We start from the raw sequence: 26,267 nt of genomic DNA, 5'->3' as shown, positions 1-26,267 counted from the left end.
GTCCATGGGTGGTCAGGCGATGCTCGATGCCGTGCTCGTGGCAGACGCGCGCGAACATGTGCCGGCTGTAGAGGGCTGTCGGGCCTGAGCGGTTGCGCGGGGCATGGCAGAACCGCACCCCCTTGTCGGTCAGCACGGTGTTAATCTTGTCCGGCACGAACGCGATCAGTGCGCGAAGGAAGTCCGATGCTGCGTAGCGGTTCGCTTCAGCTTCCAGCTTGACGAAAGCCAGCTTTGAGGTTCGGTCGATGGCCACAAACAGGTAGAGCTTGCCCTGTTCTGTCCTGACCTCGGCGATATCGATGTGCATGTAGCCGATGGGGGAATTGGCAAAGCGCTTTTCCTTAGGCCTGTAGCCCTCCATCTCCGGCGGGCGGCTGATGCCGTGCCGCTCAAGGCAACGGTGCAACGACGAGCGCGTCAGATGCGGGATCGTGGGCTGCAGGCCATAGAGACAGTCATCCAGCGGCAACAGGGTGTGCCGTCGGAAGGCCACGATGATGGCCTCCTCGAGGGTCAGAACCGTCGATCGGGGCTGCTTCGGCCCCATGGCGGCATCACCTGTCGTCTGCCGGGCTCGCCATTTCTGGATCGTCGTCGGGCTGACGCCGTAGCGCTCGGCCGCTTCTCTCACGCTCTCTTGACGTAGCTGTATTGCGCGACGGATCGCCTCCGTCGTGCGTGACCTGACCGGTATTTTGGACCGAGCCGAGTGACAGGCTGCTGCATGGTAGCGGCCATGGGTAGCCGGAAGGCCAGATCCGGGTAGCTACAGGCGCGGGCGGCCCGTAGCCCAAGGATGAGTGCGGTCGGACGCGGTTGTATGTTCTTCCACGGCCCGATCACGATCTGAGCTTCCTTCAGCGAGTAGAAGATCTTCTGGTGCAGGCACCCACCCGAAGCTTTTGGCGTAGGCTTGCGTCGTCGACAGCCGTGCCGCGTTCCCGCCGCCGGGACGATCATAGCCCACGAACTTCCACGCATCCGCCATCAGGCGGTGCGCTTCCTCGGGACTGCCGGCGTTCCGCTGGCCCTGCGTGAGCTGCGGATTTGCCTGCAACAGGAACTCGGCCTGTGCTGCAACCGGATCGGCGGCCCCGGCGGGGCCGCAACCCGGCTGATCGCCGATCAGCCGGTGCAAGCCGCGGCTGACCCGGCCGGGGTTGGCAGCGTAACGAGCCATTCGGTTACCGTCATGGTTGCCTGTGGCGGTCGCCCAGAACGTCGAGGCGGTACTTGTCCGTCCGGGTCTGACCGAGGACCCGCAGAAAAGCGCGGGCGCACTCGATGAAGCGTGCCGTCGCCTCATCACCGGTGAGCGGATAGTGGGTCTCGCCCGTCCAGTGCACGAGCACGACGTCCCCACCAGGCCGCAGGCAGTTTCGAACGCGCTCGGCCAAGCGAGCGACGTCACCGGCATCGAGGTAGTAGACGACCTCCGATAGGAGGATCAGATCAAACGTCCCATCCGGCCATTGCCCCGGAACCTGGACGCGTTCGAATCGTACGTGCGCCAGTTCCCGGCACCGTTGCCGCGCCCGCGCCAGGGCGCGTTCGGCAAGGTCGATGCTGACCAGGGCGTCGCAGCGCCCGGCCAGGGCCTCGGTGAGCACGCCGATGGAGCAGCCGGCCTCCAGGGCGGTGGCGTACCGGGCCCGCGGCAAGGCATCGAGCGTCGCCGCGTACTTCGCCCGCTCGTAGTCGCTGGTCTCGAACTGCCAGGGGTCCGGATCGGCGGCGTAGCGCTCGTCGAAGTAGCTCGGCGGCAAGGAGTGGTCGTACCGCATCATCGCTCGCTCCGCCCGTCGAAGAGGTCTCCGGCCGTACCAGTCCCCGCAAGGATCTCGGCCGCCGCGGTGGTGAGGGCCCGGTCCGGCGCGGGCTGGCGCAGGTAGGTGGCGAGGTCCCGCGAGAGCCGCTCCAGGGGATGCTCGCGCAGGAAGCCCTGCAGGCCGACGGAGCGCTGGGCGAGCTGCAGCACTTCGAGGCCGGCCTTCTCCACCGCAAGCCGGGCCAAGTTGACGAAGGCGACGATGCGCTCGGGCGCGAGGTCGTCCTCTGAGACGATCCGTGCGGCACGCTCGACCCACCCCCGCGCGCCTTCCACCGCGATGGCGCCCTCGCCGAGGCGCGCGAGCTGGTGCGCGTCCGCGCCGCGGCCGATCGCGGCGAGATGCCCGCGCCACGCGTCGAACACGGCCTCGACGCCGCCGAGCTGCACGGCGGCGAACCGCCAAGCGCCGCCCGAGAAGACCGGCTGGCGGTGGTAGTCGTCCCACCCGCCCAGGATCTCGTCCCCGGTGACGGCGATGTCCTCGAAGTCGACAGTGCCGGTCGCGGACGCGCGCATGCCATGGGCGTGCCATCCCGAGAGGTCGGCGCGGCTGCCGGGCTCCAGCGGCACAACCAGCATCAACGGCGGAGCACCCGGCGCGCGCTTGACCGTCACCAGGGCCCGCGTGACGAAGCCAGCACCCGACGCGAAGGTCTTCACGCCGCGGAGCCGGCAGTCATCCCCCAGCTTCAGGCAGTCGCCGGGCGGGTCGGTATTCCAGACCCCGAACAGGTGTCCGTCGCGCACATCCGCGAACAAGCGCGCCCGCTGCGAGAGCGAACCGTACCGGGCGACGAGCTGAAGCGCATTCACGTGGCCCTCGTAGATGCGCCCGAGCGCGAGGCTCCCGTACCCGACGAGGCGCAGCACCGCGGCGAGGCCGCACGCATCCGGCTCTTCACCGAGGCCGACGCCGCCCTCGTCAGCGGGAATGGGCGCAGCAAGCAGGCCGAGGCGGCCGAGGTCGGCGACGTCCTCCGCCGGGAAGCCGTCGTCGCGGTCCTGTTCGTTCGCACGGCGAGCGGCAGCGAGGGCCGCCTGCCGCGCGGCCGCTACCGCGTCGGACGCCAGGTCGGGCGGGGTCCTCTGGTCCATGTGCTTTGCTCCCATCAGGCCGCCGCGGCGGCAATCTCTTCGACCGTGCAGCCTGTCAGGACCGAGCGCGGTTGCTCCTCCAAGATGTCCGGCTCGCCCGGCTCGCGTGCGATCGCGTCGCGCGACTTGACCAGCAGCCAAGAGACATGCCGCTCACGGGGCCGCGGTTTCATGCGCGTGAGGCGCCACCGTCCCGACAGCTTCTCGCCGAGCAACGTGAACGCGAGCGACCCCGCCGCAAGCGCCGCGGCCGGGTCGCCGTCCGGCTCCCAGATGCCGCGGTCCCACAGCAGCACGACGCCCGCCCCGTAGCTACCCGCTGCGATCACGCCCTCGTAATCGGCGTAGTCCAGACTGTGGTCCTCGACCTCGACGGCCAGGCGCCGCTCGCCCGCGACGAGGCTCGGGCCACGGGTGACCGCCCAGCTCTTGAGGACGCCGCCGAGCTCCAGCCGGAAGTCGTAGTGTAGGCGACGCGCGGCGTGCTTCTGGACGCGGTAGGCCAGGGGCTCAGGCATGGCCGGCACGCTCCGCCGACGTTTGCGAGGCATCCTCCACCGCGACGACCGTCGACCTACGGGAGCGGCCGAGGACCTTGCTCGTTGACCGGAGCAGGCCCAGGACGGCGCGGGCGTGTCGGATCTGGCGGGGAAGTTCGGCAGGCCGCAGCGGGCGATACCTGAGCAGGGGACTGGCCGCCTCGGTCGCGGCGAGAACAGCGCCGAGCGTGGCGAGATCAGCAATCGCCGCCGCCACATCTGCCTGGATGCCGAGCCATGGAGCCCAGAGCGCCGTGCGACCAACGCGCCGCGAGGCCTGCAACCGGCCCATCCGGCGTCGGCAGGCGAACCGGAACAGGGCCCGCGGAAGCGGCTCCAGCCGTGGGTCGCACGGGCTTTCGGGCACCTCGCAGCGCAGCTTCATCGTGTCCGCGGCCCCGCCGGGTGCGCGCCCGTCGAGCCGCCCCGAGGTGACCACGAGGATGTCAGGGTCGTGCCGGACCCGCGCGTCGCTCGACAGCAGCGACGACACGAAGGCCTTGTCCTCGCCGACCGCGAGTGCCGGCATGCCGCCGACCTGCCGGTAGGTGGCGAGCCGAACCGCGAGCGTCGCGCCCGAGGTCGTCCAGTGCCGCGGCCAGGGATCGTGCGCGACCGGGTTGATCCATGCTTCAAGCTCCGTGAGCAGCGCCTCGTAGGCGCCCTCCAGCGCACCGCGCGCGTGCAAGGATGCGGGCAGGCGCGCGGCATCCGCCTCGTCGAGGGCGATCCGGCCGGCCACGGCATCGACACCGTCCGTGATGGCGGCGAGGTTGCGCGCGACCCAATCGTTCGGGACCCGACTGTCCGCGTCGGTCGTGAGGATGACGCCGTCCGGCGTCCCGCTCTCCTCCAACCACGCCGCCGCGGCCTCCATGGCCGCCCGCCGTGCCCATCCTGCGTTTGCCTCGGCATACGCCCGCTCGATTACCCGAACCGGGCGACGCAGGGACGTCCGAAGGGCTGCGACCACATGGGCCGTCCCATCCGTGCAGTTGTTCAGGAACAGCAGGACGCCGAGCCCGCTTCCCCCGAGACCCTCCTGTCCGTCCAGGGCGCGCAGGCAATACTCGATGCGTTCGGCTTCGTTGAAGACCGGGACGGCGACCACCGCTCGCAGGGCCTGGTTCGGCGTCCCTTGATCGACAGGTGACGCCACAACTTCTTGCTCGGTCAGCACGAACATCTCCGGCGAGCCGGGTTATGCGCCGGCACCCCGCAAACCTGCCGCGCGGCACTCCTGTTCTGGGGCCCAGCCAGTTTTCATCCGGCGACGTTGCCGCACCTGAGACGGACAACATGCAGCCAGCTTTCAGTCTCGGTGCTCTGAACTTCGCCCTGGCAGGCGCGCGCGAGGGCTTCGGCCCGTTTCTCGGCGTATACCTGCAGAAACAGGGCTTCGACCCCGCCGCCACCGGCTTCGCCATGGGTCTCGCCGGCTTCGCGGGCCTGCTCGCAACGACGCCGGTCGGGGCGCTGATCGACCGGACCACGTACAAGCGGGCGGCGCTTGCAGCCGCCGTCCTCGCCATCGCCCTGGGCGCCGTCGCTTTGGTCGCCACCGACAGCCTGTGGCTGATCGGCGTGTCGCAACTGGTCATCGGCGTCGCCGACACCAGCATCGCGCCCCTGGTCGCGGCGGTCACGCTCGGCATCGTCGGGCAGAAAGCCTACGGCCACCGCGTCTCGCGCAACGAGGCGTACAACCACGCCGGCAACGCCGCGAACGCAGCTTTGTCGGGGGTGCTCGGCTACACGCTCGGGCTCGGCTACGTCGCCATCGCCATCGTGGTCATGGCGGTCGCCTCGTGCGGCGTGCTGCTCACCGTCGACAAGGGCAGCATCGACCACGGAACGGCGCGGGGCGGCGAGCAGGACGAGCGCTCGACCCTTCGCGTGTTGTTCGAGACCAAGCCGTTGCTGATCCTGGCAGGCACCGTGTTCGCCTACCAAACCGCGAACGGCGCCATGCTGCCGTTTCTGGCGCAGGCGCGCACGGCGGCCGGCGCCGATCCGAGCCTGACCACCGGCGTGATGACCGTCGTCTCGCAGGCCACGATGGTCGGGGCCGCGCTCCTGGCCGCCCGTGTCGCGCGGGGACGGGGGCACGCCGGCGTGCTCTCCATCGCCCTCGGGCTGGTCGTGGTCCGCGGCATCCTCGCGGCGTTCGCGACCTCGTGGTCGCTGGTCGTCCCGGTGCAGGTGCTCGAAGGCTTGGCGATGGGTCTCGGCGGCGTCGCCATCCCGGCGCTCGTCGCCGAGATGATGAAGGGCACGGGCCACGCGACGGCCGGCCTCGGCGGCGTCATGACCGCCTACGGTGCGGGCGCGACCGTGAGCCCGCTGCTCGCCGGGCTCGTCGCGCAGTATCTCGGCTTTTCAGCGTCGTTCTTCGCCCTGGCCGGCGTCGCGGGCATCGGCTTGGCCGTGTGGACGGTGGGCCGTCGCCTCCTGGGCACGAGTGCTCCCTCAGGGCACACTGGCGAGGCGTCTGCCGAGCCGGCGTGACGGCTTGGAGCCTGCGACATGGATGCGCGAACGGGAGCGAAGGCCTGGTCCAGCGTCCTGACGGGCTCCTTTCCTGCCTTCGTTCTCCTTCAGGGCTCGCTCTACGCCGCCTACGGGACGGAGTCGCCCTTTCTGCCGAGCTTCCTTGGCGAGCGCGGCCTGAGCGCGGGTGAGATCGGCGTCGTGCTCGCCGCGGGCACGCTGATGCGACTCGCCGCGGGCCCCGTCGCAGGTCACCTCGCCGACCGCTACGACGCGACCAGGGCCGTCCTCGGCATCGCCGCCGCCGCCGCCGGGGTGATCTCCTTCGCCTACCTCGCTGGGTACGGCTTCTGGCCGTTGATGCTGGTCAGCATGCTGCACGCGAGCGCCATCGCGGCCCTGGCGCCGCTGTCCGACGCGCTCGCGCTCACCGCCGCGGAGCGGGAGGGCACCTTCTCGTACGGCTGGGTTCGGGGTGCCGGCTCGGCGGCGTTCGTGCTCGGGACCCTGGCCTCCGGGCTGCTCGTTGCCCGGGCCGGCGTTGCGAGTATCATCGTGTCGAGCGGTGTCCTGTTCCTCGTCATGGCCCTCGCCACGAGCCGCGTACCGGCTGCCGGTCCGCGGGAGCCGCAGGCCAGCCTCGGCCTCGACGGCGTACGCGAGCTCCTCGCAATGGCACTGTTCCGCCGGATGCTCATCGTGGCCGCTCTGGTCATCGGCAGCCATGCGCTCAACGACGGCTTCGCGGTGATCCTTTGGCGCGAGGCCGGCATCGGGCCGGGCACGATCAGCCTGCTGTGGTCCGAGAGCGTCGCCTCGGAGGTCTTCGTCTTCGTGCTCGCCGGTCCGTGGTTGCTGTCGCGCGCGAGCACCGCCCAGGCCGCGATGCTGGCTGCCGGGCTGGGCGTGCTGCGCTGGTCGGTTCTGGCCTCGACGGCCTCGGTCCCGGTTCTAGCCGTCATCCAACTCACGCACGGGCTCACCTTCGCGCTGCTGCACCTCGCCAACATGCGCCTGATCACCTCGCTCGTGCCGGAGCGCCTCGCTGCCACCGCGCAGACCCTCTACGGCACGCTCGGTCTCGGCGTGGCCTCGGCCGTCTTGACCGCGACGGCCGGCCTTCTGTTCGGCGCGCTCGGGGCCGGCGCGTTCTGGGCCATGGCGGCACTGTGCGTCCCAGCGCTGCCGCTCGCATCGAGCATGGAGCGAGGTCCACCGGCGGATGCATGAGCACGCAAAGTAGCAACCGAGCGGACCCTGGCGCATCCCGGCATCGCCTGGGACGAGAACGACGAGGAGGGGGCCCGGAAGGCGATCGGCGACTGGGAGGAGCAGCTCCGCGCGGTCGCGTACGACTTCACGACCGCCCACGGGGCTCACGACAGCGGGCAGAGGGCCTTAGGGCCAGACGCCGTCTCGGAGGACGAGACCCGCTCGTCGCCGCGTGGTTGCGAGCGGCCTGGTAGCGACCTCAGCCGCGGTAGGGCAGAGCCGTAGTCGACGACCTCGACGCCGGCGTTCGATCCATTCCCCCTGCGCCGCGATCTCAAACGTGGAACCCGAAGGTGTTCGCGAACCCGCGCCGACCGGCGACGGTCACCGTGACGATCCGCCCGTCCCGGGTCCGGTCGACCCAGCCGAACTCCTCGCAGCGGCGGCACAGCAGTGCCCCGAGACGGCCGGCGAGGTGCGGTCGCCGCTCGCTCCAGTCCAGACACGGTCGGCAGAACAGACGCTTGCTCCGCGAGTTCCGGCTACAGGTGCCCGTTGCATCAACGGCGCGGGATAATCATCGTCGGCCTTGCGTGGTACCGTACCGTACCGTACATTCTTCGCGACGGACCGGCCGCTGAGGGGTCTCTCACCGCGGACTGACGCCAGGTCTCGTCTGCCACTATCCGGCGACCGTCGGACCGGTGTCGTCGATGTCTGATGAGGTGCACGCGATGGCGAAGGTGCTGATTCTGTACTATTCGAGCTACGGACACATAGAGGAAATGGCACGCGCCGCCGCGGAAGGCGTGGAGACCACCGGCGCGAAAGCCGCACTCAAGCGCGTGCCGGAGACCGTGCCGCAGAAGGTCGTCGAAACGGCCAAGTTCCAGATCAACACCGAGCACCCGGAGGCCGACCCGAACGATCTCGTCGCCTACGACGCCGTAATCTGCGGCACGCCCACGAACTACGGCAATATGTGCTCTCAGATGTCCGCCTTCTGGTCGCGCACGACACCACTGTGGAAGAGAGGCGCGCTGATTGGAAAGCTCGGAGGCGCGTTCTCATCCACGGCTTCGCAGCACGGTGGCAACGAGGCGGCGATCCTGTCGATGCACAAGACGCTTCTGCACCACGGCTTCGTACTCGTCGGCTTGCCCTATTCGTTCAAGGGGCAGCTCGAAACCGGCCACGCGGTCGGTGGCTCACCCTACGGCGCCACCACCATCGCCGACAGTGACCTCTCGCGTCGGCCGAGCGTGACCGATTTGGAAGGTGCCAAGTTCCAGGGCCGCCATACCGCCGAGATCGCGGTCAGGCTGTTTGGGTGACTACGCCGCGACGTCACAGTGTTGGCCGCGCGCCAGGGTCGAAGGTAACCTATCCTACCCATTTCTGGTTCGGGCGACGATGAGCAGCGCGGCGATGAACGTCTTGAGACGGCCTTCAGCCGCGGAGCGACGCAGCCGCATCCTGCGCGCCGCGGCCGACGTATTCTTTGAGCACGGCTTCGCTGCCACCAGCATCGACATGATCATCGCGCGCATCGGCGGCTCCAAGCGCACGATCTACGCCGAGTTCGGCAACAAGGAAGCCCTGTTCACGGCGCTCGTGAGCGAACTCGCCGACGACGTCTTGGCGCCCCTGCACGAACCGGGTGGCAACGAGCCCCTGGACATCAGGACGGCGCTGGTGCGGGTCGCCGAGAGACTGATCAGTGCGTACACGTCCAAGGACCTCGTCGGCGTCTACCGCGGGATCGTCAACGAGGCGCACCGCTTCCCGCACCTCGCGCGAGCCTTCTACGACAAGGGGCCGGGGCGAGCGGCACGCGAACTCAAGATCCTCCTCGACGCTGCGATGAGACGAGGCGAGATCAAACCGATCGACACGGCGGTCGCGGCAGATCACTTCGTCGGCATGGTGCGCGACAATCTGCATCTGCAGGTCGTCCTAGGACTAAGTGGAGCACCCAACGGAGACGAAATACGGCTCAGAGCCACGGGCGCAGTGGAACTCTTCCTCAGTGGCATCGCTGCTACGTCGCGAGATAGGTAGCGAGCAAGCTAGGTGAAGTGCGGACCGGCGGCTTTCATTCGGCATCAGGTAGGGGCAGACGTTCACCAAACGCCATATCTGAGCGGTTTTCTTTCGTCGCTGGTCGATCAGGACTGTTTCTCAACGGGCCCAACAGAATCCAAACGCGACTGCATTCAGAGCTCGGTTTCGAATAGCTGACTCCGGCCGGGCTTTCGTGCCCTCTGGCCAGCTGAAGAGTTCTCCGTTACGCAGCCACCGAAGTCCGACGGATCATCCGGGTTAGCCGTGACGGGCAGACCCCTTGATCCGAGCCAGACACGCCGAAGGCGGATCGGTTCTACCGTGACCGCTCAGACGGCTGGGGCGGATCTGGATGACATCGACCAACGGACGACAAGCCCGACGGCACCGATGACGATGACTGTCGTCGCATAGACGTCGGCCGTAGAAGTGTAGCCGATCTGGCGCACGAGATATCCCGCCAGAAGCGCGGGCAGGCTGAACGCCAGATAGCTCTGCAGATAGTACGCCGCCAGGAGTTCCGCGCGCTCGTCCGGCCGCGCGAGCGGTATGATCGATCCCAGCGCGCCCAGAAAGCCGGTGCCGAAGCCCGCGCCACCCACGAGCGTACCTCCGATCAGAACAAGCACGCTCCCGCCATGCATCCCCGCGAGGACGATCGCGAGACCCGTCGTCATGGCAATCGTGCCGACGGTGAGATTGGAGCTGGCGGCCAAGGTCCGTCGCAGCGTAATGGCCAGGGCACCCGACAGCATGAGGGCCGTCACCATCGCCCCGCCGATCAACGGCGTCCGCGTTTCGGTCGCCACCGCGACGAGGGAGGGCACGAGGGACAGGTAGAAGCCGCCGAGCATCCACATCGCCACGTTGCTCGGCGTCACCGCGATCAGGGTTCTCCTGACCTGCGGCGGCACGACGACCCGAGGCCAGAGCGAATGCAACGCTCCGATCCGACGGGAGCCCGTCTCGGCCGTCAGCCAGAGTATGACCGCCTGGATCCCGAATATCGCACCGAGGATGGCGTAGACGAGATGCAGCGGGTGCGGGGCATACTGCACGAGGATGCTCGTGCCGAGTGCCCCCACGGCCATGCCGAGGAGGGGAGCAAGCGAGTTGACGAGTTGTCCACGGGCACGATCGACGTCGACGAGGGCCGCCCCCAGCGAACTCGCCGCGATGCCGGTCGCGATGCCTTGTACGATCCGAGCCGCGATGAGGTGTCCGGCTCCGTCGGACACCACGAACAGCAGCATCGCCGTGAGCTCTAGGAGGATGGCGCCGAAGATCACGGGTCGCCGACCGAGGTGGTCCGATAGGGATCCGGCGACAAGGAGCGCCGCCAGAAGGGCCAATGCATAGACCGCGAACACTGCGGTCGTGACGATCGGGGAGAGCGAGTAGGTCTCCTGATAGAACCGGTACAGGGGCGTCGGGGCGGACGAGGCCGCGAGGAACGTGCCGAGTACGAACGCGTGGAATGGCAGGGCGTATCGCTTCGCGACATGCGCATCCGCGGTTGGAACGGCTATGGCCATATCCGCCTCTTAACGCTAAATCGTTGCGTTAGTCATGTATGACATGATCGCCACAAAAGCAAATTCTTTGCGTTTGTGGCGCGGCATAGAGCGCGGGGTTTACGATGAACGCCAAGCAGGGGCCGCGACCGGGCGGACGGAGCGCCAGAGTCCAGGCGTCGGTGCAGACGGCCGTGCGCGAACTCCTGGCGACTATGGACCGATCGGAGATTACCGTGCCGCTGATAGCAACGGCCGCAGGCGTGACGCCCTCCACCATCTATCGACGCTGGGGCACCCTCGGGGAGCTTTTCGCCGACGTGGCGGTCGAGCGGCTTCGGCCCGACTCCGATCCGATCGACACAGGCAACGGTTGGACCGATCTCGAGGCTTGGGCGGAGCAGTATGCGGAGGAGATGTCGTCGGCACCCGGGCGCGAACTCATCCGGGACGTCCTGGCGGCAGCGGACACGAACTGCTCGCAGCGATGCTGCTCCTACTCTCGCGAGCAGATCGCGATCATGGCCGAACGGGCGGCGGAACGCGGCGAGAGCTTCCCAGACCCGGAGGCCGTATTGGACGGCGTCGTTTCGCCGATCGTCTATCGGATCCTCTTCGGCGATGCTCCAACCCGTGATCGGATCCGGGACCTCGTAGGTCGTACGATGGCAACAACCGGATCGGGCTCAGACGAGCGCCACTGAACTCCGCTCAGCCATTGGGCTCAACGAGAGCGATGTCCGCTTGCGACAGGTTGCTCGATAGCCCGTAATACGTCGAGCGGGTCGGAAGCTGCGCGTCCGCTTTTACGGGCCGCCTGCTCCGAAGCAGCCATTCCGCTAACGGCCAGACAACGGCATGCCGAACTGCCGTTTCACGCAAAACCGGACCTTCGGCTTCGCGCCCATCACGGTCACTCGACGCCAGACGAGAACGGTTCCGAAGCGGACATCAACCTCTCGGGCAGCACCGATGGCGTTTCTCGCGTGAGCGCGGCCGGGGAGACGCGGCGTGACGCGGTCATTGATGACCGCGAATCCCCAATCTCGTCACTGGCAATGCGAGCCAGGTAATCGGCCTTGCTCGGCTGCATATGATCGACGCAGAGCTGCGCGAGCGCCCAGCGATCGCGCCCACGCAGGAGGTCGATCATAATTCGATGATGATCGATCGAGACCCGAAGACCGTCGGCATCCGCCAGGTTCTTGGCGCGTATCGAAAGCGTCAGGCCCATGTAGTCGGTGAGCGTGCGCACGAGGTACGGGTTCCCGCAGGCATCGAACAGGGCGATATGGAAGGCGTCATTCGCCTCGTGGATGCCGCGCAGGTCGCGCTTTTCCACCGTGTCGCGGTAAGCGTCCTGGAGCGCTTCGAGTTGGGCGATCAGTCCGGGCTCGGCCGGCAGCGGGATCATCAGCATCGCCTGTCGCGTCAGCATCTCGCGGACTTCGTAGATCTGCCGCACCTCCGCGGCGGAGTAGGAACGGACCGTCGCCCCGATGTTCCGCTCCCGCCGAACGACGCCCCGGCGCTCCATCTCGACCAGGGCTTGACGGATGAAGTGGCGGGAGGCGCCGAAGCGCGCCATCAGGGTATCCTCGGTCAGGCGGGCCCCGGGGGCGAGCCGCCCGAAGATGATGTCCTCCTCCAGGCGCGCCACGATGACACCGATGCCCTCGCGCCGGAGGAGCGGGCTGGCGTCAAGGGGCCTTGCCCCGGTCATCGCGCCTCCGCCCGGCCCGCGAGCCGGTAGCAATCCTCCACGAGCCGCAGGGTCTCGAGATTGTCGGCCGGCGCCGTCTCGAACGGTGAGCCGTCGTCCAGGCGATCGATGAAGTGGGCGATCGCGGCCGCGTAGGATTCCGCGTAGATGGCGGCGAGGTCGAAGGCCCGGGTCCGCGTCTCCCGTCCGGTCATCGACAGTTCGGATCCCTGGAGCCGGATCGCGCCCACGGGGCCGAGGATCTCGAGGCGGTCTGGGGAAGCGGCCGGAGCGCCGTGGGCCGCGAAGGTCGCGAACACCTGCACGGCGGCCCCGCCTGGGCCGGAGAGCTGGATCAGCGCCGTGTCCTCCCCCGCGAGGTCCGGACAGGTTTGGCCGGTCGCGCAGGCGGTGACCCGCAGCGGCCCGAGCAGCATGCGCAGCGTGTCGAGGTGGTGGATCAGGACCTCGGCGACGAGCATCCGCGCCTCGTCGCGCATGAACGGCTGGCGCTCCAGGGCCGGGAACTGGCCCGCCGCGTCCGGAAGGGTGCCGCTCGTCACGAGTTCCAGCCGCGCCGCGAACGGCTGTCCGATGGCCCCCGCGCGCAGCCAAGCCGCGGCTTCCCGGTAATGGGCGCGGAACCGCCAGTTCTCGTGCACCATCAGGCGCGCCCGGCCCTCCACCGCGGCGACCAGCGCCTCCGCCTCCGCGAGGGTCGGGGCCAGGGGTTTCTGGCAGAGGATCGGCAGCCCGCGATCGGCCGCCAGGCGGACGAGCTCGGCATGCGCCGCCCGGGGCGCGGCGATGTCGATCGCGTCGAGTCCGCCCGCAGCCAGCATCGCGCCCGCGTCCGCGTAGGTGCGGGGGATGTCGAACGCCTGCGCGCGCGCCGCGCGCCGCTCGGCCGACGGGTCGGCGATCGCGACGACCTCGGCGCGATCCTTCAGGGCGGCCCAGCCCGCCAGATGATGCTGCGTGACCCATCCCGCCCCGATCAGGCCGATCCGCCGAACAGGACTCATGGCATCGCTCCGGCCCGGCCCGGGCCGCCCGCCACCATGGTGTTCGCGGGGATGACGTGCGCGGGAATGGCCGCCGTCGTCCGCGCGTCGAACAGGAAGGCCGCGTCGGGCCGGAAGAACAGGTCGACGACCGCACCCACGTCGGCCCGCGTGTCCCGCGGCAGGCGCGCCGTGCACTCGGTACCCCCCTCCGTCTCGACGGCGAGGAGCGTCTCGGCACCGAGCGGCTCGACGGCGAAAACCCGCCCGCGGATCCGGCCCGTCTCCGCGGCCCCGGCAGAGGCGGCCGCGAGGTGCAGGTCCTCCGCCCGGACGCCGAGCACCACCTCCCGACCGGCGAACGGGGCCAGCGCGGCCGGCGTCCAGCGCGCGAGCGGGGTTTCGATCGCGGGCGTGCGGATCCGATCCCCGCCGGACAGCGGCACGGTGAACAGGTTCATCGGCGGCGAACCGAGGAAGCGGGCGACGAAGGTGTCGGCCGGGTTCCAGTAGACGTCGAGCGGTCGCCCGACCTGGGCGACGCGCCCGCCGTTCATGACGCAGATCCGCGTCCCCATGGTCATCGCCTCGACCTGGTCATGGGTCACGTAGATCATCGTGGAGGCGAGCCGGTGATGCTGCTTGATCAGCTCGTTGCGCGTGTTGACGCGCAGAGCCGCGTCGAGATTCGACAGCGGCTCGTCGAACAGGAACACCATCGGCTCGCGCACCATCGCGCGCCCGAGGGCGACGCGCTGGCGCTGCCCGCCCGACAGGGCCTGGGGCTTGCGGTCGAGGTAGGGCACGAGACCCAGTATCGCCGCCGTCTCTCCGACCCGCCGCTTGACCTCGGCAGGCGGCGTGCGCCGGCGCCTGAGGCCGAAGGCGAGGTTCTCGGCCACCGTCATGTGCGGGTAGAGGGCATAGGACTGAAACACCATCGCGATGTCGCGGTCCTTGGCGGGCACGTCGTTCATCGTCCGCCCGTTGATCGCGAGCGTGCCGGACGAGATGGTCTCGAGGCCCGCGATCATGCGCAGGGTCGTCGACTTGCCGCACCCGGACGGGCCGAGCAGCACCATGAACTCGCCGTCCCCGACCGTGACGTCGACGTTGTCGACCACGACCGGCCCCCCGGAGCCGTAGCGCTTGCAGATCTTGGAGAGCTGAACGACGGCCATCCCGGCCCCTTACTTGACGGCGCCCGCGGTCATGCCGCGGATCAGCTTTTCGGAGAAGAAGACGTAGGCGAGGATGACGGGCACCACCGAGATCATGACCCCGGCCGCGATCATGCCGATGTCCTGGAAGTGGTCGCCCATGAAGGCTCGGATGCCGATCGGTAGCGTGCGCTTGTCTGGATCGGTGATGAGCACCACCGCGAACAGGAACTCGTTCCAGAGCTGGATGAAGTTCAGGATCAGGGTGGTGGCGATCGCCGGCATGCCGATCGGCAGGACGATGCGGCGGAAGATCTCGATGTCGCCGTAGCCGTCCATCTTGGCGGCGTCGAAGAGGTCCTGCGGGATCCGGGCGAAGAACCCTTCCAGCAGGTAGACCGTCAGCGGCAGCTGGAGCGAGACGTAGACGAGCGTCAGCCCGAGGAGGCTGTTGTAGAGCCCGTAATCGACCAGGATCTGATAGAGCGAGATCAGGGTGATCTGCGGTGGGAAGATGATCGACGAGAACAGGACGCCGTAGATGATCCGGTTGCCGCGGAAGCGGTAGCGGGCGAGGGCGTGGGCGGCGGCCGCGCCGACCAGCGTCACCACCGCGACCGCCGCGACGACGACCACGGTCGAGTTCCAGAAATAGGTGGCGAAGTCGGAATCGACCCAGGCGATCCGGAACTGCTCCCAGTGGAACGGGCGGGGCCAGGCATAGTGGTCGGCCGAGATCTCGCCCGTCGTCCGCACCGACATGGTGGCCAGCCACAGGAACGGCGCCAGCGTGTAGACGGTGTAGGCGGCGATGACGACCGCGAGGGCGGTCCGGCTCGCCAGGAAGCCGCCGCGCCCGGCGGCCGGGGGCAGGGTCCCGTCCGCGCTCACGTCAGTACTCCAGCCGGTCACGGGACTTGAAGACCCGGTTGAGGACGATGACGGCCGCGCAGACCACGCCGAACCAGACCGTCGCGATCGCCGACGGGTAGCCGAGATCGAAGGTGTTCCAGTTGAAGGCGCGCTTGTAGACGTAGGTCGAGACCGTCTCGGTCGCCCAGAGCGGTCCCCCTCCGGTCATGATCCAGACGAGGTCGAAGACCTTCATCTTCCCGATGAAGGCGAGGACGTAGAGGTTGAGCAGCGTCGGCCGCAGCATCGGCACGATCACGTGGCGCAGCTTCGCGCCCCAGCCGCAATTGTCGAGTTCGGCCGCCTCCAGCACCTCGGACGGCAGCGCGTGGATCGCCGCCAGGCAGACCACCATGTTGAACCCGGCCCACTTCCAGGCATGCGTCACGATCAGGGCCGCCAGCGCCGTGTTCGGATCGCCGAGCCAGGAGCGGGCCAGGGTGCCGAGCCCGGCGGCCCGGAGCCCCTCGTTCACCACCCCCCAGTCGTAGTTGTAGATCCACATCCAGAGGATCGCGACCACGACGTACGAGAGCAGGACGGGCGTGAACCACGCGACCCGGAGGAACCGCGCGAACGGGATGCCGGCGTAGAGGGCGAGTGCCAGCAGAAGACCTGTCGCCACGTCCAGGATCGGGGCGACAAAGGCCCACACGAAAGTGTTTCGGACCGCGATCCAGAACGTCTCGTCACCGACGAGGTCGCGATAGTTGGCGAGCCCGACATAGCTGCGCTCCGACCCTTCGATCGTGAACAGGCTGTCGAAGATCGTCCGGAAGGCCGGGTAGGCCGTCAGGCCGAGATAGATGACGAGCGCGGGGGCGAGGAAGACGGCCAGGACAGGCCAGGGCGCCCGCCGCGGATGCGATACGCGACCGGAGACCGTGGGGCTCTGCGGGACCTCATCCGTCCGCGTTTCGAGCGCCGTCGTGCCCGCCACCGCGTCAGCTCCCCTTGCGGCAGGCCGCATCCATCTTGTCGGCGGCTTCGCCCACGCCGATCAGCCCGGCCGGGAAGGCGTTGTTCATGACCTGCGTGTAGGTCTCGGCGCACTTAGCCCGGTAGTACATGAGCGGCGTGCCGAAGAAGTACGTGGTGCCCTTGTTGCGGGCGTTGAGCTCGGCGAAATACGCGGCATGGCTCGAGTTGATCTTCGTCGGATCGGATTTGAGGCCGGTCTGCAGGGATACCTGCCCCATCCATTTGTCGCCGTTCCCGGCCGCGGCCATCGAGTCGAGCAGCGCGCCCGCGCAGGCCTTGTTCTTCCCGCGCGCGTACATCACGAAGCTGCCGGCCACCGCCAGCGTCTTGCAGGTGGGGCACTGACCCTGGTCCATGGCCGGGAACTGCATAATCCCGAGCGGAAAGTTCACCGGCATGCCGCCGCTCTCGGGCGACGCGAAGGCGCGGCCCGTGAACCAGCTCGGATCCGGGAAGGTCAGGGCCCCCGGCTTCTGATAGAAGTAGTAGTGGGACTCGCCGAGCTTCAGCGTCGCGAAGCTTTTCGGGTAGGCGCCGGCATCCACCAGCCCCTTGAACCAGGTCATCACCTCCAGGACGCGCGGGTCCTTGAAGGACAACGTCCCGTTCAGGAGCTTGCCGTAATCCTCCGTGCCGAGCTTGCGCAGGAGGGACTCGAACAGCAGCAGGCCGCCGGGGAACGGCCGGTCGCCGACGCCCTGGGACACGGGCGTGATGCCGGCGGCAGCGCCCTTCCTGACCAGATCCGCGAAGCCGGATTGCGTGAGCTGGAACGAGGGCGGCACCTCGACCCCGACCTGCTTCACCAGATCCTTGTTGTAGTACAACTCGACCGTGTAGGCCTCGACGGGCAGACCGTAGACCTTGCCTTTCGAAGTCCAGGCCGGCTTGGCCCAATCCTCGAGCTTGGCCAGATCGACATGGCCGTCGAGCGGTTCGAGGAAGCCGCCCGCCAGGAACTCGGGCTGGTCGGGCTCCAGATAGAAGACGTCGGGGGCTTGGCCGGTGCGAACGGCGGATTTGGCCTGCGTGTAGATGTCGGCCTTCGGGATGAAGCTCAGCTTGACTGCGCACTCCTTGTTGGCAGCCTCGAAGTCGCGGACGCGTGCGGTCACCCACTCCTTCTTGGCAGGCTCGTCGGGCCAGTTCGACCACATCGTGATCTGGACGGGCTCCGCCGCCCCGGCAGCCCCAGCCGCGATCAGGCTCAGGCCGAACAGGGCCGCGATCCCGGTGCCCGCTCTAAGCATCGCACCTTCCTCCCGTGTCATTGTTGTGCCAGATGGTCCGCGACCGATCGCGGATTGTCAATAAAAATGCGGGCGTCATCGCTGCTATCGCCAACGCTCTCGCTGAATTCCTGCATTTTATCGATAATCGACCCGGGCGCTGCAGATCCGCGAACGCCGGCTGAGCCTGCGCCGGAGGTCCCTGGTCGATTCAGACACGGAGCATGGTCCGGGGCATTCACGAGCCGCCGCAATGAAGAGCGGAGCGCAGGCGCTGATGAACGCTGCGCGCACGCGCACAACGCGCTGACAGCAGCGACATGGCAGCTCTGGACTCGCTTCAGTTGAGTGGAGAGCGGTTTGGTGGGCGATGCTTCTTTCGAACTGGGTGGGGCTGGTGAAGCCGAGCGCCGAGTGACGGCGACGGGGATTGTAGAAGCCATCGATGTAACGGGCCAGCGCGGCGATGGCCGCGGCTCGCGTCTGGAACGCGGTGCGCCAGACCACTTCGCTCGTCAGCGTCTTGAAGAATGGCTCGACCATTGCGTTTTCATAGCAATTTCCCTTGCCGGACATCGAGGTCACGATAGCTTTTCCTAGTATTTTTGCCTGATAATCGTTCGATCATCACTGACTACCGCGGTCGGAATGATGCATCAAACCTAACGGCGGATGCCCGACGCCGAGAGCGCGCCGAAGAGCAATCAGCGCGAGTTCCTTGTGAAGCCGATCGCCCGCCGCCCGGACCACAACCCGCCGAGCGTACAGGTCGAGGACCGCCGCCAGATACAGCCAGCCCTCCCGCTTCTTCGCCGTGTCGATGAGGTGGAACCTCATCGACTTCCCTCCTTGGCGAATAAAAGCCGTGGCCCGCTTCAGGATCACCCGCTCCTGGCGCAGCACCTCGTTCTCACGGCGCAGGCGCTTGAGCTCGGCGGCCATGTCCTCCTGCCGGTCGGCCGGCGGGTGGTCCATAGACCTCTCACGTCGGCCGTCGATCCAGTTGCGCAGCGTCGAAAGCCCGACACCGAGACCGGCGGCGACCCCCCGGCGGGACCGCCCGCTCGTCCGGGCCAGTCGCACCGCCTCGGCACGAAACGCAGGGGTAAAGGTCTGCCTCCAGTCTGCCATCGGAACCCTCCTCCTTCAGGAAAAGAGCTCTCCACTTTTCCGCAGCAAGTCCAATAACGTACTGCTTCACGCAGGCGTGGATACTGCAACGCCAAATCGCTGGATCGAGTTCTTTCCGAAGCGGTATTTACGTCCCGTTAAGCATGCCTCTCGATGGTGATGGAAGGTTGGAACGATATGCGATGAAGCCGGGGCAGCCGCTGCGAGACCCGAACGCCGTGGTGAATGAGATCCTGGACCAGGCGATCCTACATCACGCAGCCGGACGCCTGCAGGACGCCAATCATCAGTTTCAGCGCTGCCTTGACCTCGATCCGGGACATGCGGCGGCGCATTACAATCTAGGTTTGATCGCCACGCAGCTTCGTGACTATGCTTGTGCGGTCCACCATCACACCGCAGCGCTTCGTGCCGCGCCAGACATGCCCTCGCGCTGGGTGGCGCTCGCAGGGGCGCTTCTTGCCTGCGACCGAGTGATTGATGCGCGTGCGATACTCGAACGCTTCCTCACGTGTGGCTTCTCGCGAGAGATCGTGTCCGGGCACTGCCGTTCACTAATTGCGATGCTCGGCGCCAATGCCCTTCTGGCATATAACTCCGGGCAGCTCGTGGAGGCTGAGGGCCTGCTCGAACTTGTTATCCTGCTGGACGATCATAGTGCCGGAGCCGTGCATCTCGCTGGGCTCATCGCCCTGCGCACAGGGCGCACGCAGCACGCTGTGGACCTGATCACCATTGCGGTCTATCGCGACGGCGGCAACGCCACTTATTTTGCCGATCTCGGCCGCGCCTTCCGAGCGAGTGGCAATCTTATCGCCGCCGGCTCGGCCTTCGAGAAGGCGCTCGAAATCGATCCGGCCCTGGACGACACCCGCGCCGACCTCGCCACTCTCTATCAGGACACGGGGCGCCTGCAGGACGCCGCGGCTTGTTGGCGCGAACTGGTCGTCCGGGCTCCGGGCTCAGCTGAAATGCACAACAACCTCGGCGCAGTACTGCACAGGCTCGGACGAACAGAGGAGGCTGTTGCAACCTTAGAGATGGCATTAGCCATAAACCCCGCCGCCGCCTTTGCACTGTGCAATCTCGTTCATGCGAAACTCTTCGATGAGCGCGGTTCGGCGGAAGATTTTGCGGAGATGGCCAAGACCTATGGCCGCCGCCATGCCAATGCGCTGCGGCGCATCCGGCCCTTCGCCAACGACCGCAGTCCGGATCGACGCCTGCGCATCGGTTTCGTCTCGGCGGACTTCCGCGATCACCCGGTGGTGCGGTTCCTCGAACCCTTCCTCCACTATGCCGACCGGGAACGCTTCGACCTCATCGCCTATAGCAATGCCGGCCGCATCGACGGGGTGACCGAGATGCTGAAAGCCCGCTTCGGCATTTGGCGCACGATCGAGTTCCTCGACGACGAGGCCGCAGCGGACCTGATCGAGGCGGATCGTATCGACATCCTGGTGGACCTGTCCGGCCATAGCGGCGGCAACCGCCTGCTGGTCTTCGCGCGCAAGCCCGCGCCCGTACAGGTGACCTGGATCGGGCTGCCGGTCACCACGGGGCTAGCTGCCATCGACTACCGCCTCACCGACGCAGTCTACGATCCGATCGGAGAGACCGAGCATCTGCATTCTGAGGTTCTCTGGCGCGTTCCCGGCACCGGCACCTGTTACCGGCCTTTCCTACCGGCGCCCGATGTCGCCGAGACTGCGCCCTTCGTGACGAACCGGCACGTCTCCTTTGGCTGCTTCAATCGCTTTGAGAAGCTGACGGACGGTACGCTCAAGGCCTGGGCCGCGATCCTAGCAGCGGTGTCCGACGCCCGGCTGGTCTTGCTCGTCGCCGACATCGACGATCCGAGGACGCGCGGGCCAGTGGAAGCACGCCTCGCCGCCTGTGGACTTCCGCTCGACCGCATCGACTTCGTGCCGCGTAATGCAACCAATCGCTATGCGATGCACGGCCGCGTCGATATTGCGCTGGATCCGTTCCCGTTCAACGGCAACATCACCACCTTCGACACACTCTACATGGGCGTGCCTGTGGTGACGCTCGCCGGCCCACATACGGTCTCGCGTGTGGGCGCCACTATCCTAGGACTCATGGGCCTGCCGGACCTGATCGCCCGCGACATCGACGACTACGTCGCCATCGCCCGCCGTCTTGCAGGCGACCCGGAGGAACTTCTGCGTCTACGCAGCGGTCTACGCGAGCGTCTGGTCGCCAGCCCTCACATGGACCACGTCGGCCATGCACGCGAAGTCGGTGCCGCCCTCAGTGAGATGTGGCGTCTTTGGTGCGCCGAGACATTGTCGAGCGAGACGACCACTCTCGCCTCTTCATGATCCGATACCAAAGAATAATCTCGTGCAACGGCCATTTTGCTTCCGAGCCCGAGCCAAAATTGCTGGATAGCAAATGAAAGTCCTCTTCCGCTGCGCTCACCTGGCTGTCGGGACGGCCGCGATGGGTCGCCAGACGGCCGTCCGCTGTTACGTCTGACCATCTCCGAAGCAGACCAGCCGCTTACGGCCACGACCTACCGGCCTCTTCGCGCCCATTGCAGCCATGTAGCCGTCCTAGCTCGCATTCTGAAAGTAGATGACGACGACAAGGCTCAGTCATTTCGTAAGAAGCAGTTGGCATTTGATCCCGGGAGCGCCTGGAAAAAGTGCAAACGCTTTGAATCCAGATCGAAACTTCATCCTTTCGACCCAGCCGTCCCAGGAGAGTCGATCGATAAACTGGCTGTCGTTACGCACCGTGGCTTTGCAACGGGGGATATGCCTGCCCCAGTTGAAGTTGCGGCAGATGATGAGCTACAGGGCTTCACGGCACGAAAAAGCCCGCCGCGGCAGCTGCCGAGCGAGCTCTTATGACGCGATACAGTATCCCGCCTGCCTTCAGCGGGCGGTTCCTGAGCCGGTCGCCCCCGTAACATCGGCTTGGTTGGCCTTGATGGCCCACAACTCCGTCGACAAGCTGATGGGGGCACCGGGCTTGTAGTCCGCCGAATCCTGGATGTGCGACGTCGTCACGTAGATCGTGCCGTCGGGCCCTTCGCTGAACGTGTCCGGCCACCGAAGCCTGTCGTCCTGCACGAGTGTGGTCAGGCCGCCGCCCGGCTTGGTCAGGTCGCGGACCTTCACCGCGTTGTCCTGCGGCGAGGTCACATACATCTGCCCGTCCCTGCGGGATATCAGCAGCCCGTCGGCCGGGCCGTTCTCGCCGACCGTAGCGATCTTCCCGCTCAGGGTTCTGTCGCTCAGTGACTCGGGCACGAATGAGACCGTGGCCCAACCTGTCAGCGCGTCGGTCGGGAGGCTGTATAGGGTCTTACCCTTGATGGCCTGCCAGTAGAGCGTCTTGCCATCAGGCGAGAGCGCAATGCCGTCGGCGGAGAACTCGACGCCGCGACCGTCGGGACGACGTAGGGGCTTGCCGTCGTACTGTATGGTCACGCTCCTGTCTGGCATGGTCGAGGGGTGGCCGGACAACACGCGCTTGGCTGAACCGCTGTCGAGGTCGACCACGATCAGCGCTCCCTCAGCCCCGGAGTCCGTCAGGTAGGCGGTCTTGCCGTCGGGCGAGATGCGTACGTCGTTGATGTAGGAGGCCTGCATCACCGTGCTGGTATCGAACGGGATCGTCTTCACGACTTGATTGGTCTTCAGGTCGATGCCGACGAGCTTGGCTCCGTCCTTGACCACGTGCGCCATGGCGGGTGCGGCGGCGTCGACCACCCAGAGGCGATCCTGCGCGTCGGCGACGACACTCTGGACGCAGACGAAGTGGGACTTGGGATCGACCTCATCCTTCCTGGCATTGCGCCAGCTGTTCCAGTCGTCGTTCGGATAGGCGACCGGCTTGCCATCCTTCAGTTCGGCAACCGAGACCGGCGCATCCTCGCTCCAACGGGGGAAGTTGACGAACATGCGCCCGTCGCGACTTACGGTGATCCCTGTGACCTGATGTGCGAAACTCGCGATCTGGGTGAGATTGCCCCCGGTTGGAGCTCGGCTCTGGGCTACGGCGGGGGCCAAGAGCGCTGTGGTGCTGGATATCAGGCCGAGGGCCAGCCCGAAACGGGCGCTCGCTGGAAGCTTCATAGTGGGCACACTCCGAGAGGTATGCCGGCCAACTCCTCAGCGGGTTCCGGGCTCCCTGCCATCCTCTGCCGACCCCGAAATGGTTCGCGTTCCGGCAACATGGCGGCGATCTATGACTGCGTCGGGTAGACTTGAGACGGTCCGCTTTTGAGACTTCGAGGCATCGAAGCGGACGACGGCTCCAGCCTGATTCAGGAACGATGCCCCTCAGGCGAGGACATATGCTCTCTACTCGGGCGCGCGCCTATGATCCGGGCGCACTCCCGCCCACGCCCAGGTTTCGGAAGTCGACGGGGCCTATGCCTGGCGCGCACGCGAGAACGCCACGGTGGCGTCGGGCAACCGTGCGTTTTTGCCCCAAGTCGTCGGCAATCCGCGAAGGCGCTTCAAGACCTAATTGAGTCCGCATGTCGGTTTGCGAGCGGGCTGGAAATCCGTGCGTGCCGAGCATCCAGCGCGGCCGCCTTCTAAACGAACCTCGCGAGCAACTGCCGATTCCGTGTCGTCTGAGGCTATCACAATGCGCATTCTTCCCGTTGGTGTATTCGCTCTCGTCGTCATGGCAACGCCTGTTTTCGCCCTGAACGCAGGGGACACGATGCAAGCTTGGGCGGGAGCATCATCCACGGACAAGGACAATCTACTGCGCAAGCTGGATACAGTGAACAGCGGAGAGGCCTCTCGGGACCGTGTGCGCTCTTGTCTCGACGAAACCTCAAAAGCGCCCGGCCACACGAATCTACCGATCTCAGAGGTTGCAAAGGCCTGCTCTGAACAGGCTGCGCGAGAAAATATATAATCACTTCAAATCGGTCTTATCCACTCGGCAACCAGAGTTCCAAGTCGACAATAGCAACGAAGATCCGGTCGTCGAGCTGGGATAGATGACCGGTGCGGGTGGGTTTCCGTCGGTCCGCTTTGAGGTGACACAAGCCGCGATGCGGACGAGGCGGCGCGATCCTCTCAGGTCAGGGCCCAGCGGCTTTTCTGCTTGTGCACGCGCGTGAGCGCTTCGATGAACAGTGGCTCCCATTCGAGGATATGCCGCGTCATGAGCGCCTTCGCGTCCTTTACAGAGCCCCGGTTCACCGCCAACTCGATCATCGCGTAGTGCTCCTCCACCGAGGCGGCCTGTCGCGCCGCACCGTTCTCCGAACGGATGCCATAGAGCCGCATCGTATCGCGCAGCTTCAGCGCCGTTCGCGCCAGAACCGGGTTGCCAGCGGCCACTAAAAGCTGCTCGTGGAAGGTCCGGTCGGCGGCCATGTATGTCGGCACGTCGCCCTCCCTCACCGCCGCGGCGATCTCGTCGGCGATGGCGGTCAGTGGTGCCGCATCCGGAAGGCCGCGCTGCACCAGCTTCTCAAGGCCCATCGTCTCCAGGCGCACGCGCACCTCGAAGGTATTGCGCAGGTCCTCGATTGTGGGCGTCACGACGACGAAGCCGCGGTTGCGTCGAACCTCCAACAAGCCGTCGGCGGCCAGTTGAAGCAGTGCCTCCCGGATAGGGGAGGATGAGATGCCGAGGTGCTGGGCGAGCGCCGGGCCGGACAGGATTGTGCCCGGCGGGATCTCACCGGAGATGATGTCCATCTGCAGCTTGCGGCGGACCTGCTCGCCGAGGCTGACCTCTTGGATGACGATGATGTCGTCGACGCTGGCGTCCATGGCCGGTGTCCTTCGCCGGGTACTCTTTCACAATTATTATAACCCCGTGCGTGCGGGCTTGCAAAACTGCGTAGCCCATAGTACGCAGACGTAGTGCACTACTCAAGTGCATCGATGTCGATGCAGGCAGGTTAGGAGGCTGTCATGTCGGTTCATCTGCACGCCGCTCCCGGGTCCAGCAACGTCGCCAGAACTCGCGGCCCCTATCTCTTTGTACGGCGGAGACCAGCAATGACCCCGACCATCGCTGCGGTGGCTCAGGCGCTGCTGTTCACAGGGGGCCTCCGTTTAATCCATGCCAGCCGGGGCCAGTCCCAGGCCGTCGGCGCCGTCTTGGCGACCATCCTGATCATGGCGCTGGGTGTTGCCGCCCTCGCCGTGCTGCCGCCGAACGCCGTGTCCGACGATGCGATCCGCGCGGCTGATCCGGCCTTCGAGCTGTTCGGTCCCTGATGAGCGCCATGCCGCCACGGGGAAGGCATATCCGATCTCGGTGTGCCGCGACCGTTGAGTGACCCTCGTCCCGGCCGTTCGGACCGGGCGATCCCGATGAGGAGGCGATGATGGCGGTGCGGCCCACGGTCACAATTTTACTAACGGCTCTCGGTGTCTCGGCGGCCGGCGCCGTCACGCCCGATCCGGCCTTGGCCTGCGACGGCTTCAGCGAGGCGCCGATCAGTTGCGACGATGGCGCACCGGATAGGTTCGCCCAGTGGATGCTCAAGCGCGCCGCCGCTGCGGTCGGGGTCGACGAGCCCAAAGCCTTGCTTGAATTCAGCCGTGGCGAAGGCGGCTTCCGCACCGCTGACAGCTACGTCTTCTGCGTCGGACCAGACGGGGTGATGAGCGCCCATCCCAACCCGATCCTGCGCGGCCACGACGTGCGCGGCCTGCACGACAAGACCGGCCACTACTTCATCAAGGACATGCTGGAGCAGGCCAAGCCCGGCAAGGTCTCGGTGATCAGCTACCTGTTCCCAAAGCCCGGCAGCACGGTCGAACAGGCGAAGACGACCTACTTCACGCGTGTCGCCGATCAAGTCTGCGCGGTCGGCGTGTACGATGCCGACGTAGCCGCACCGGAGGCAGCGACACCCGATGCGCGCGTAGCCAGCCTGCGGACGAAACTCGACGGCGAGATCCCAGCCTCGGCGAAGGCCGACTGGACCGCCTTCCTGGAGGCCCTGAGCGCGCAGGGTGACGCGAAGGCCGCAGCGGTCGCCGAGGCCCGGCGTAACCTCGCCGCCGCTACGACCGCCCTCACCCCCGTCGTACCGAATTCGGCGGCCGCCGAGTAGCCCGAGACGAAGAGGGCACACCTTGGCGATGAGCAGCTTCGTGCCGTTGACGGAGGCGGCTGCTTTCACCTTCGGCTGCGCGGTACTGCGAACAGGCTGGTTGGATCCGGATCGCCGAAGTGCCGTGCTGGTCGCGGCCGCCGCACTGCTCGCTGCTGGGTTGCTGACCGCTCTGACGCCCGCGGGGGTCGGCATTGATGCGAATGCGCTCGATCCGGCTGCCGTATGGCCCCTTGCAGTCGAAGCCAATCCTTAGCGCAGATAGACGCGCCGGCTTGACGATCGCCGAGGTCGGGATGGGCAACGAGACGCCCGCTTCCCGACA

At 66.8% G+C, this 26,267-nt stretch carries 23 protein-coding genes and 2 pseudogenes; 9 read left to right on the top strand and 16 right to left on the bottom strand.

Features of this window, described 5'->3' with window-relative positions; all coding sequences use genetic code 11:
• The 6 genes and pseudogenes from MKL01_RS35120 to MKL01_RS35095 all read right to left on the bottom strand — a co-directional run.
• Window positions 1-634, bottom strand: a 634-nt coding sequence (locus MKL01_RS35120; RefSeq protein ID WP_243909784.1) for a DDE-type integrase/transposase/recombinase, incomplete at its 3' end; no start/stop codon positions are given.
• A 115-nt stretch (window positions 635-749) separates the two neighbouring features.
• Window positions 750-888, bottom strand: a pseudogene (locus MKL01_RS35115) (integrase core domain-containing protein); the annotation flags it as partial.
• A 305-nt stretch (window positions 889-1,193) separates the two neighbouring features.
• A complete protein-coding gene (locus MKL01_RS35110; RefSeq protein WP_243909783.1) occupies window positions 1,194-1,790 on the bottom strand; it encodes a class I SAM-dependent DNA methyltransferase in 597 nt (198 codons plus the stop codon).
• On the bottom strand, window positions 1,787-2,929 hold the full coding sequence (locus MKL01_RS35105; RefSeq protein WP_243909782.1) for an acyl-CoA dehydrogenase family protein: 1,143 nt from the start codon (window positions 2,927-2,929) through the stop codon (window positions 1,787-1,789). Before MKL01_RS35105 ends, MKL01_RS35110 begins: the two co-directional genes overlap by 4 nt.
• A gap of 14 nt (window positions 2,930-2,943) precedes the next feature.
• Window positions 2,944-3,447, bottom strand: coding sequence for a DNA polymerase ligase N-terminal domain-containing protein (locus tag MKL01_RS35100; protein ID WP_313901510.1), 504 nt, complete (start codon window positions 3,445-3,447; stop codon window positions 2,944-2,946).
• Window positions 3,440-4,648, bottom strand: coding sequence for a glycosyltransferase (locus MKL01_RS35095; RefSeq protein WP_243909781.1), 1,209 nt, complete (start codon window positions 4,646-4,648; stop codon window positions 3,440-3,442). Before MKL01_RS35095 ends, MKL01_RS35100 begins: the two co-directional genes overlap by 8 nt.
• Window positions 4,649-4,767: 119 nt before the next feature.
• Here MKL01_RS35095 and MKL01_RS35090 point away from each other — a divergent pair, with 119 nt between their 5' ends.
• The 4 genes from MKL01_RS35090 (at window position 4,768) to MKL01_RS35070 (ending at window position 9,231) form a co-directional block, all read left to right on the top strand.
• Window positions 4,768-5,976, top strand: a complete 1,209-nt coding sequence (locus MKL01_RS35090) for an MFS transporter (protein WP_243909780.1) — start codon at window positions 4,768-4,770, stop codon at window positions 5,974-5,976.
• Between the two features lie 18 nt (window positions 5,977-5,994).
• A complete protein-coding gene (locus MKL01_RS35085) occupies window positions 5,995-7,188 on the top strand; it encodes an MFS transporter (RefSeq protein WP_243909779.1) in 1,194 nt (397 codons plus the stop codon).
• 716 nt (window positions 7,189-7,904) lie between these two features.
• Window positions 7,905-8,504, top strand: coding sequence for an NAD(P)H:quinone oxidoreductase (gene wrbA, locus MKL01_RS35075; protein ID WP_243909778.1), 600 nt, complete (start codon window positions 7,905-7,907; stop codon window positions 8,502-8,504).
• A 79-nt stretch (window positions 8,505-8,583) separates the two neighbouring features.
• Window positions 8,584-9,231, top strand: coding sequence for a TetR/AcrR family transcriptional regulator (locus tag MKL01_RS35070; protein ID WP_243909777.1), 648 nt, complete (start codon window positions 8,584-8,586; stop codon window positions 9,229-9,231).
• A 332-nt stretch (window positions 9,232-9,563) separates the two neighbouring features.
• Here MKL01_RS35070 and MKL01_RS35065 read toward each other — a convergent pair whose 3' ends face one another.
• The gene (locus tag MKL01_RS35065) at window positions 9,564-10,769 is read right to left on the bottom strand and encodes an MFS transporter (RefSeq protein ID WP_243909776.1); all 1,206 of its coding nucleotides are present in this window, start codon (window positions 10,767-10,769) and stop codon (window positions 9,564-9,566) included.
• A 104-nt stretch (window positions 10,770-10,873) separates the two neighbouring features.
• Here MKL01_RS35065 and MKL01_RS35060 point away from each other — a divergent pair, with 104 nt between their 5' ends.
• On the top strand, window positions 10,874-11,452 hold the full coding sequence (locus MKL01_RS35060; RefSeq protein WP_243909775.1) for a TetR/AcrR family transcriptional regulator: 579 nt from the start codon (window positions 10,874-10,876) through the stop codon (window positions 11,450-11,452).
• A 209-nt stretch (window positions 11,453-11,661) separates the two neighbouring features.
• On the opposite strand, the gene MKL01_RS35055 is transcribed toward MKL01_RS35060, so the two are convergent.
• From MKL01_RS35055 to MKL01_RS35025, 7 genes and pseudogenes are all read right to left on the bottom strand, one after another.
• On the bottom strand, window positions 11,662-12,471 hold the full coding sequence (locus MKL01_RS35055; protein WP_243909774.1) for a GntR family transcriptional regulator: 810 nt from the start codon (window positions 12,469-12,471) through the stop codon (window positions 11,662-11,664).
• Window positions 12,468-13,475 (bottom strand): Gfo/Idh/MocA family protein, encoded by a 1,008-nt coding sequence (locus MKL01_RS35050; protein WP_243909773.1) that lies wholly within the window; start codon window positions 13,473-13,475, stop codon window positions 12,468-12,470. Before MKL01_RS35050 ends, MKL01_RS35055 begins: the two co-directional genes overlap by 4 nt.
• The gene (locus tag MKL01_RS35045; RefSeq protein WP_243909772.1) at window positions 13,472-14,635 is read right to left on the bottom strand and encodes an ABC transporter ATP-binding protein; all 1,164 of its coding nucleotides are present in this window, start codon (window positions 14,633-14,635) and stop codon (window positions 13,472-13,474) included. Before MKL01_RS35045 ends, MKL01_RS35050 begins: the two co-directional genes overlap by 4 nt.
• Window positions 14,636-14,644: 9 nt before the next feature.
• Window positions 14,645-15,505, bottom strand: a complete 861-nt coding sequence (locus MKL01_RS35040; RefSeq protein ID WP_243909771.1) for a carbohydrate ABC transporter permease — start codon at window positions 15,503-15,505, stop codon at window positions 14,645-14,647.
• Window position 15,506: 1 nt separating this feature from the next.
• Window positions 15,507-16,466: a carbohydrate ABC transporter permease gene (locus MKL01_RS35035; protein ID WP_243909770.1), complete on the bottom strand. Its 960-nt coding sequence runs from the start codon at window positions 16,464-16,466 to the stop codon at window positions 15,507-15,509.
• Window positions 16,467-16,470: 4 nt separating this feature from the next.
• On the bottom strand, window positions 16,471-17,757 hold the full coding sequence (locus tag MKL01_RS35030) for an ABC transporter substrate-binding protein (protein ID WP_243909769.1): 1,287 nt from the start codon (window positions 17,755-17,757) through the stop codon (window positions 16,471-16,473).
• A 327-nt stretch (window positions 17,758-18,084) separates the two neighbouring features.
• Window positions 18,085-18,867: pseudogene (locus MKL01_RS35025) on the bottom strand (IS3 family transposase); the annotation flags it as partial.
• Between the two features lie 182 nt (window positions 18,868-19,049).
• Here MKL01_RS35025 and MKL01_RS35020 point away from each other — a divergent pair.
• The gene (locus MKL01_RS35020) at window positions 19,050-21,212 is read left to right on the top strand and encodes a tetratricopeptide repeat protein (RefSeq protein WP_243909768.1); all 2,163 of its coding nucleotides are present in this window, start codon (window positions 19,050-19,052) and stop codon (window positions 21,210-21,212) included.
• Window positions 21,213-21,770: 558 nt separating this feature from the next.
• Here MKL01_RS35020 and MKL01_RS35015 read toward each other — a convergent pair.
• Window positions 21,771-22,976 carry a major royal jelly family protein gene (locus MKL01_RS35015; RefSeq protein WP_243909767.1) on the bottom strand — a complete coding sequence of 402 codons (1,206 nt, stop codon included), beginning with the start codon at window positions 22,974-22,976 and terminating at the stop codon, window positions 21,771-21,773.
• Between the two features lie 963 nt (window positions 22,977-23,939).
• Window positions 23,940-24,644, bottom strand: coding sequence for a GntR family transcriptional regulator (locus MKL01_RS35010; protein WP_243909766.1), 705 nt, complete (start codon window positions 24,642-24,644; stop codon window positions 23,940-23,942).
• 231 nt (window positions 24,645-24,875) lie between these two features.
• Between MKL01_RS35010 and MKL01_RS35005 the strand changes: the two genes are divergently transcribed.
• The 3 genes from MKL01_RS35005 to MKL01_RS34995 all read left to right on the top strand — a co-directional run bounded on the left by MKL01_RS35005 (window position 24,876) and on the right by MKL01_RS34995 (window position 26,198).
• Entirely contained in the window at window positions 24,876-25,097 is a 222-nt protein-coding gene (locus MKL01_RS35005) for a hypothetical protein (RefSeq protein WP_243909765.1), read from the top strand.
• A gap of 110 nt (window positions 25,098-25,207) precedes the next feature.
• The gene (locus MKL01_RS35000) at window positions 25,208-25,942 is read left to right on the top strand and encodes a cache domain-containing protein (protein WP_243909764.1); all 735 of its coding nucleotides are present in this window, start codon (window positions 25,208-25,210) and stop codon (window positions 25,940-25,942) included.
• Window positions 25,943-25,964: 22 nt separating this feature from the next.
• Entirely contained in the window at window positions 25,965-26,198 is a 234-nt protein-coding gene (locus tag MKL01_RS34995) for a hypothetical protein (protein WP_243909763.1), read from the top strand.
• The last annotated feature ends 69 nt before the right edge of the window (window positions 26,199-26,267 follow it).

The sequence above is a fragment of the Methylobacterium sp. J-070 genome (assembly GCF_022829385.1).
Lineage (GTDB): Bacteria > Pseudomonadota > Alphaproteobacteria > Rhizobiales > Beijerinckiaceae > Methylobacterium.
The sequence above is the reverse complement of the archived record's forward strand: the minus strand, read 5'-3'. Positions and strand labels throughout refer to the sequence as shown.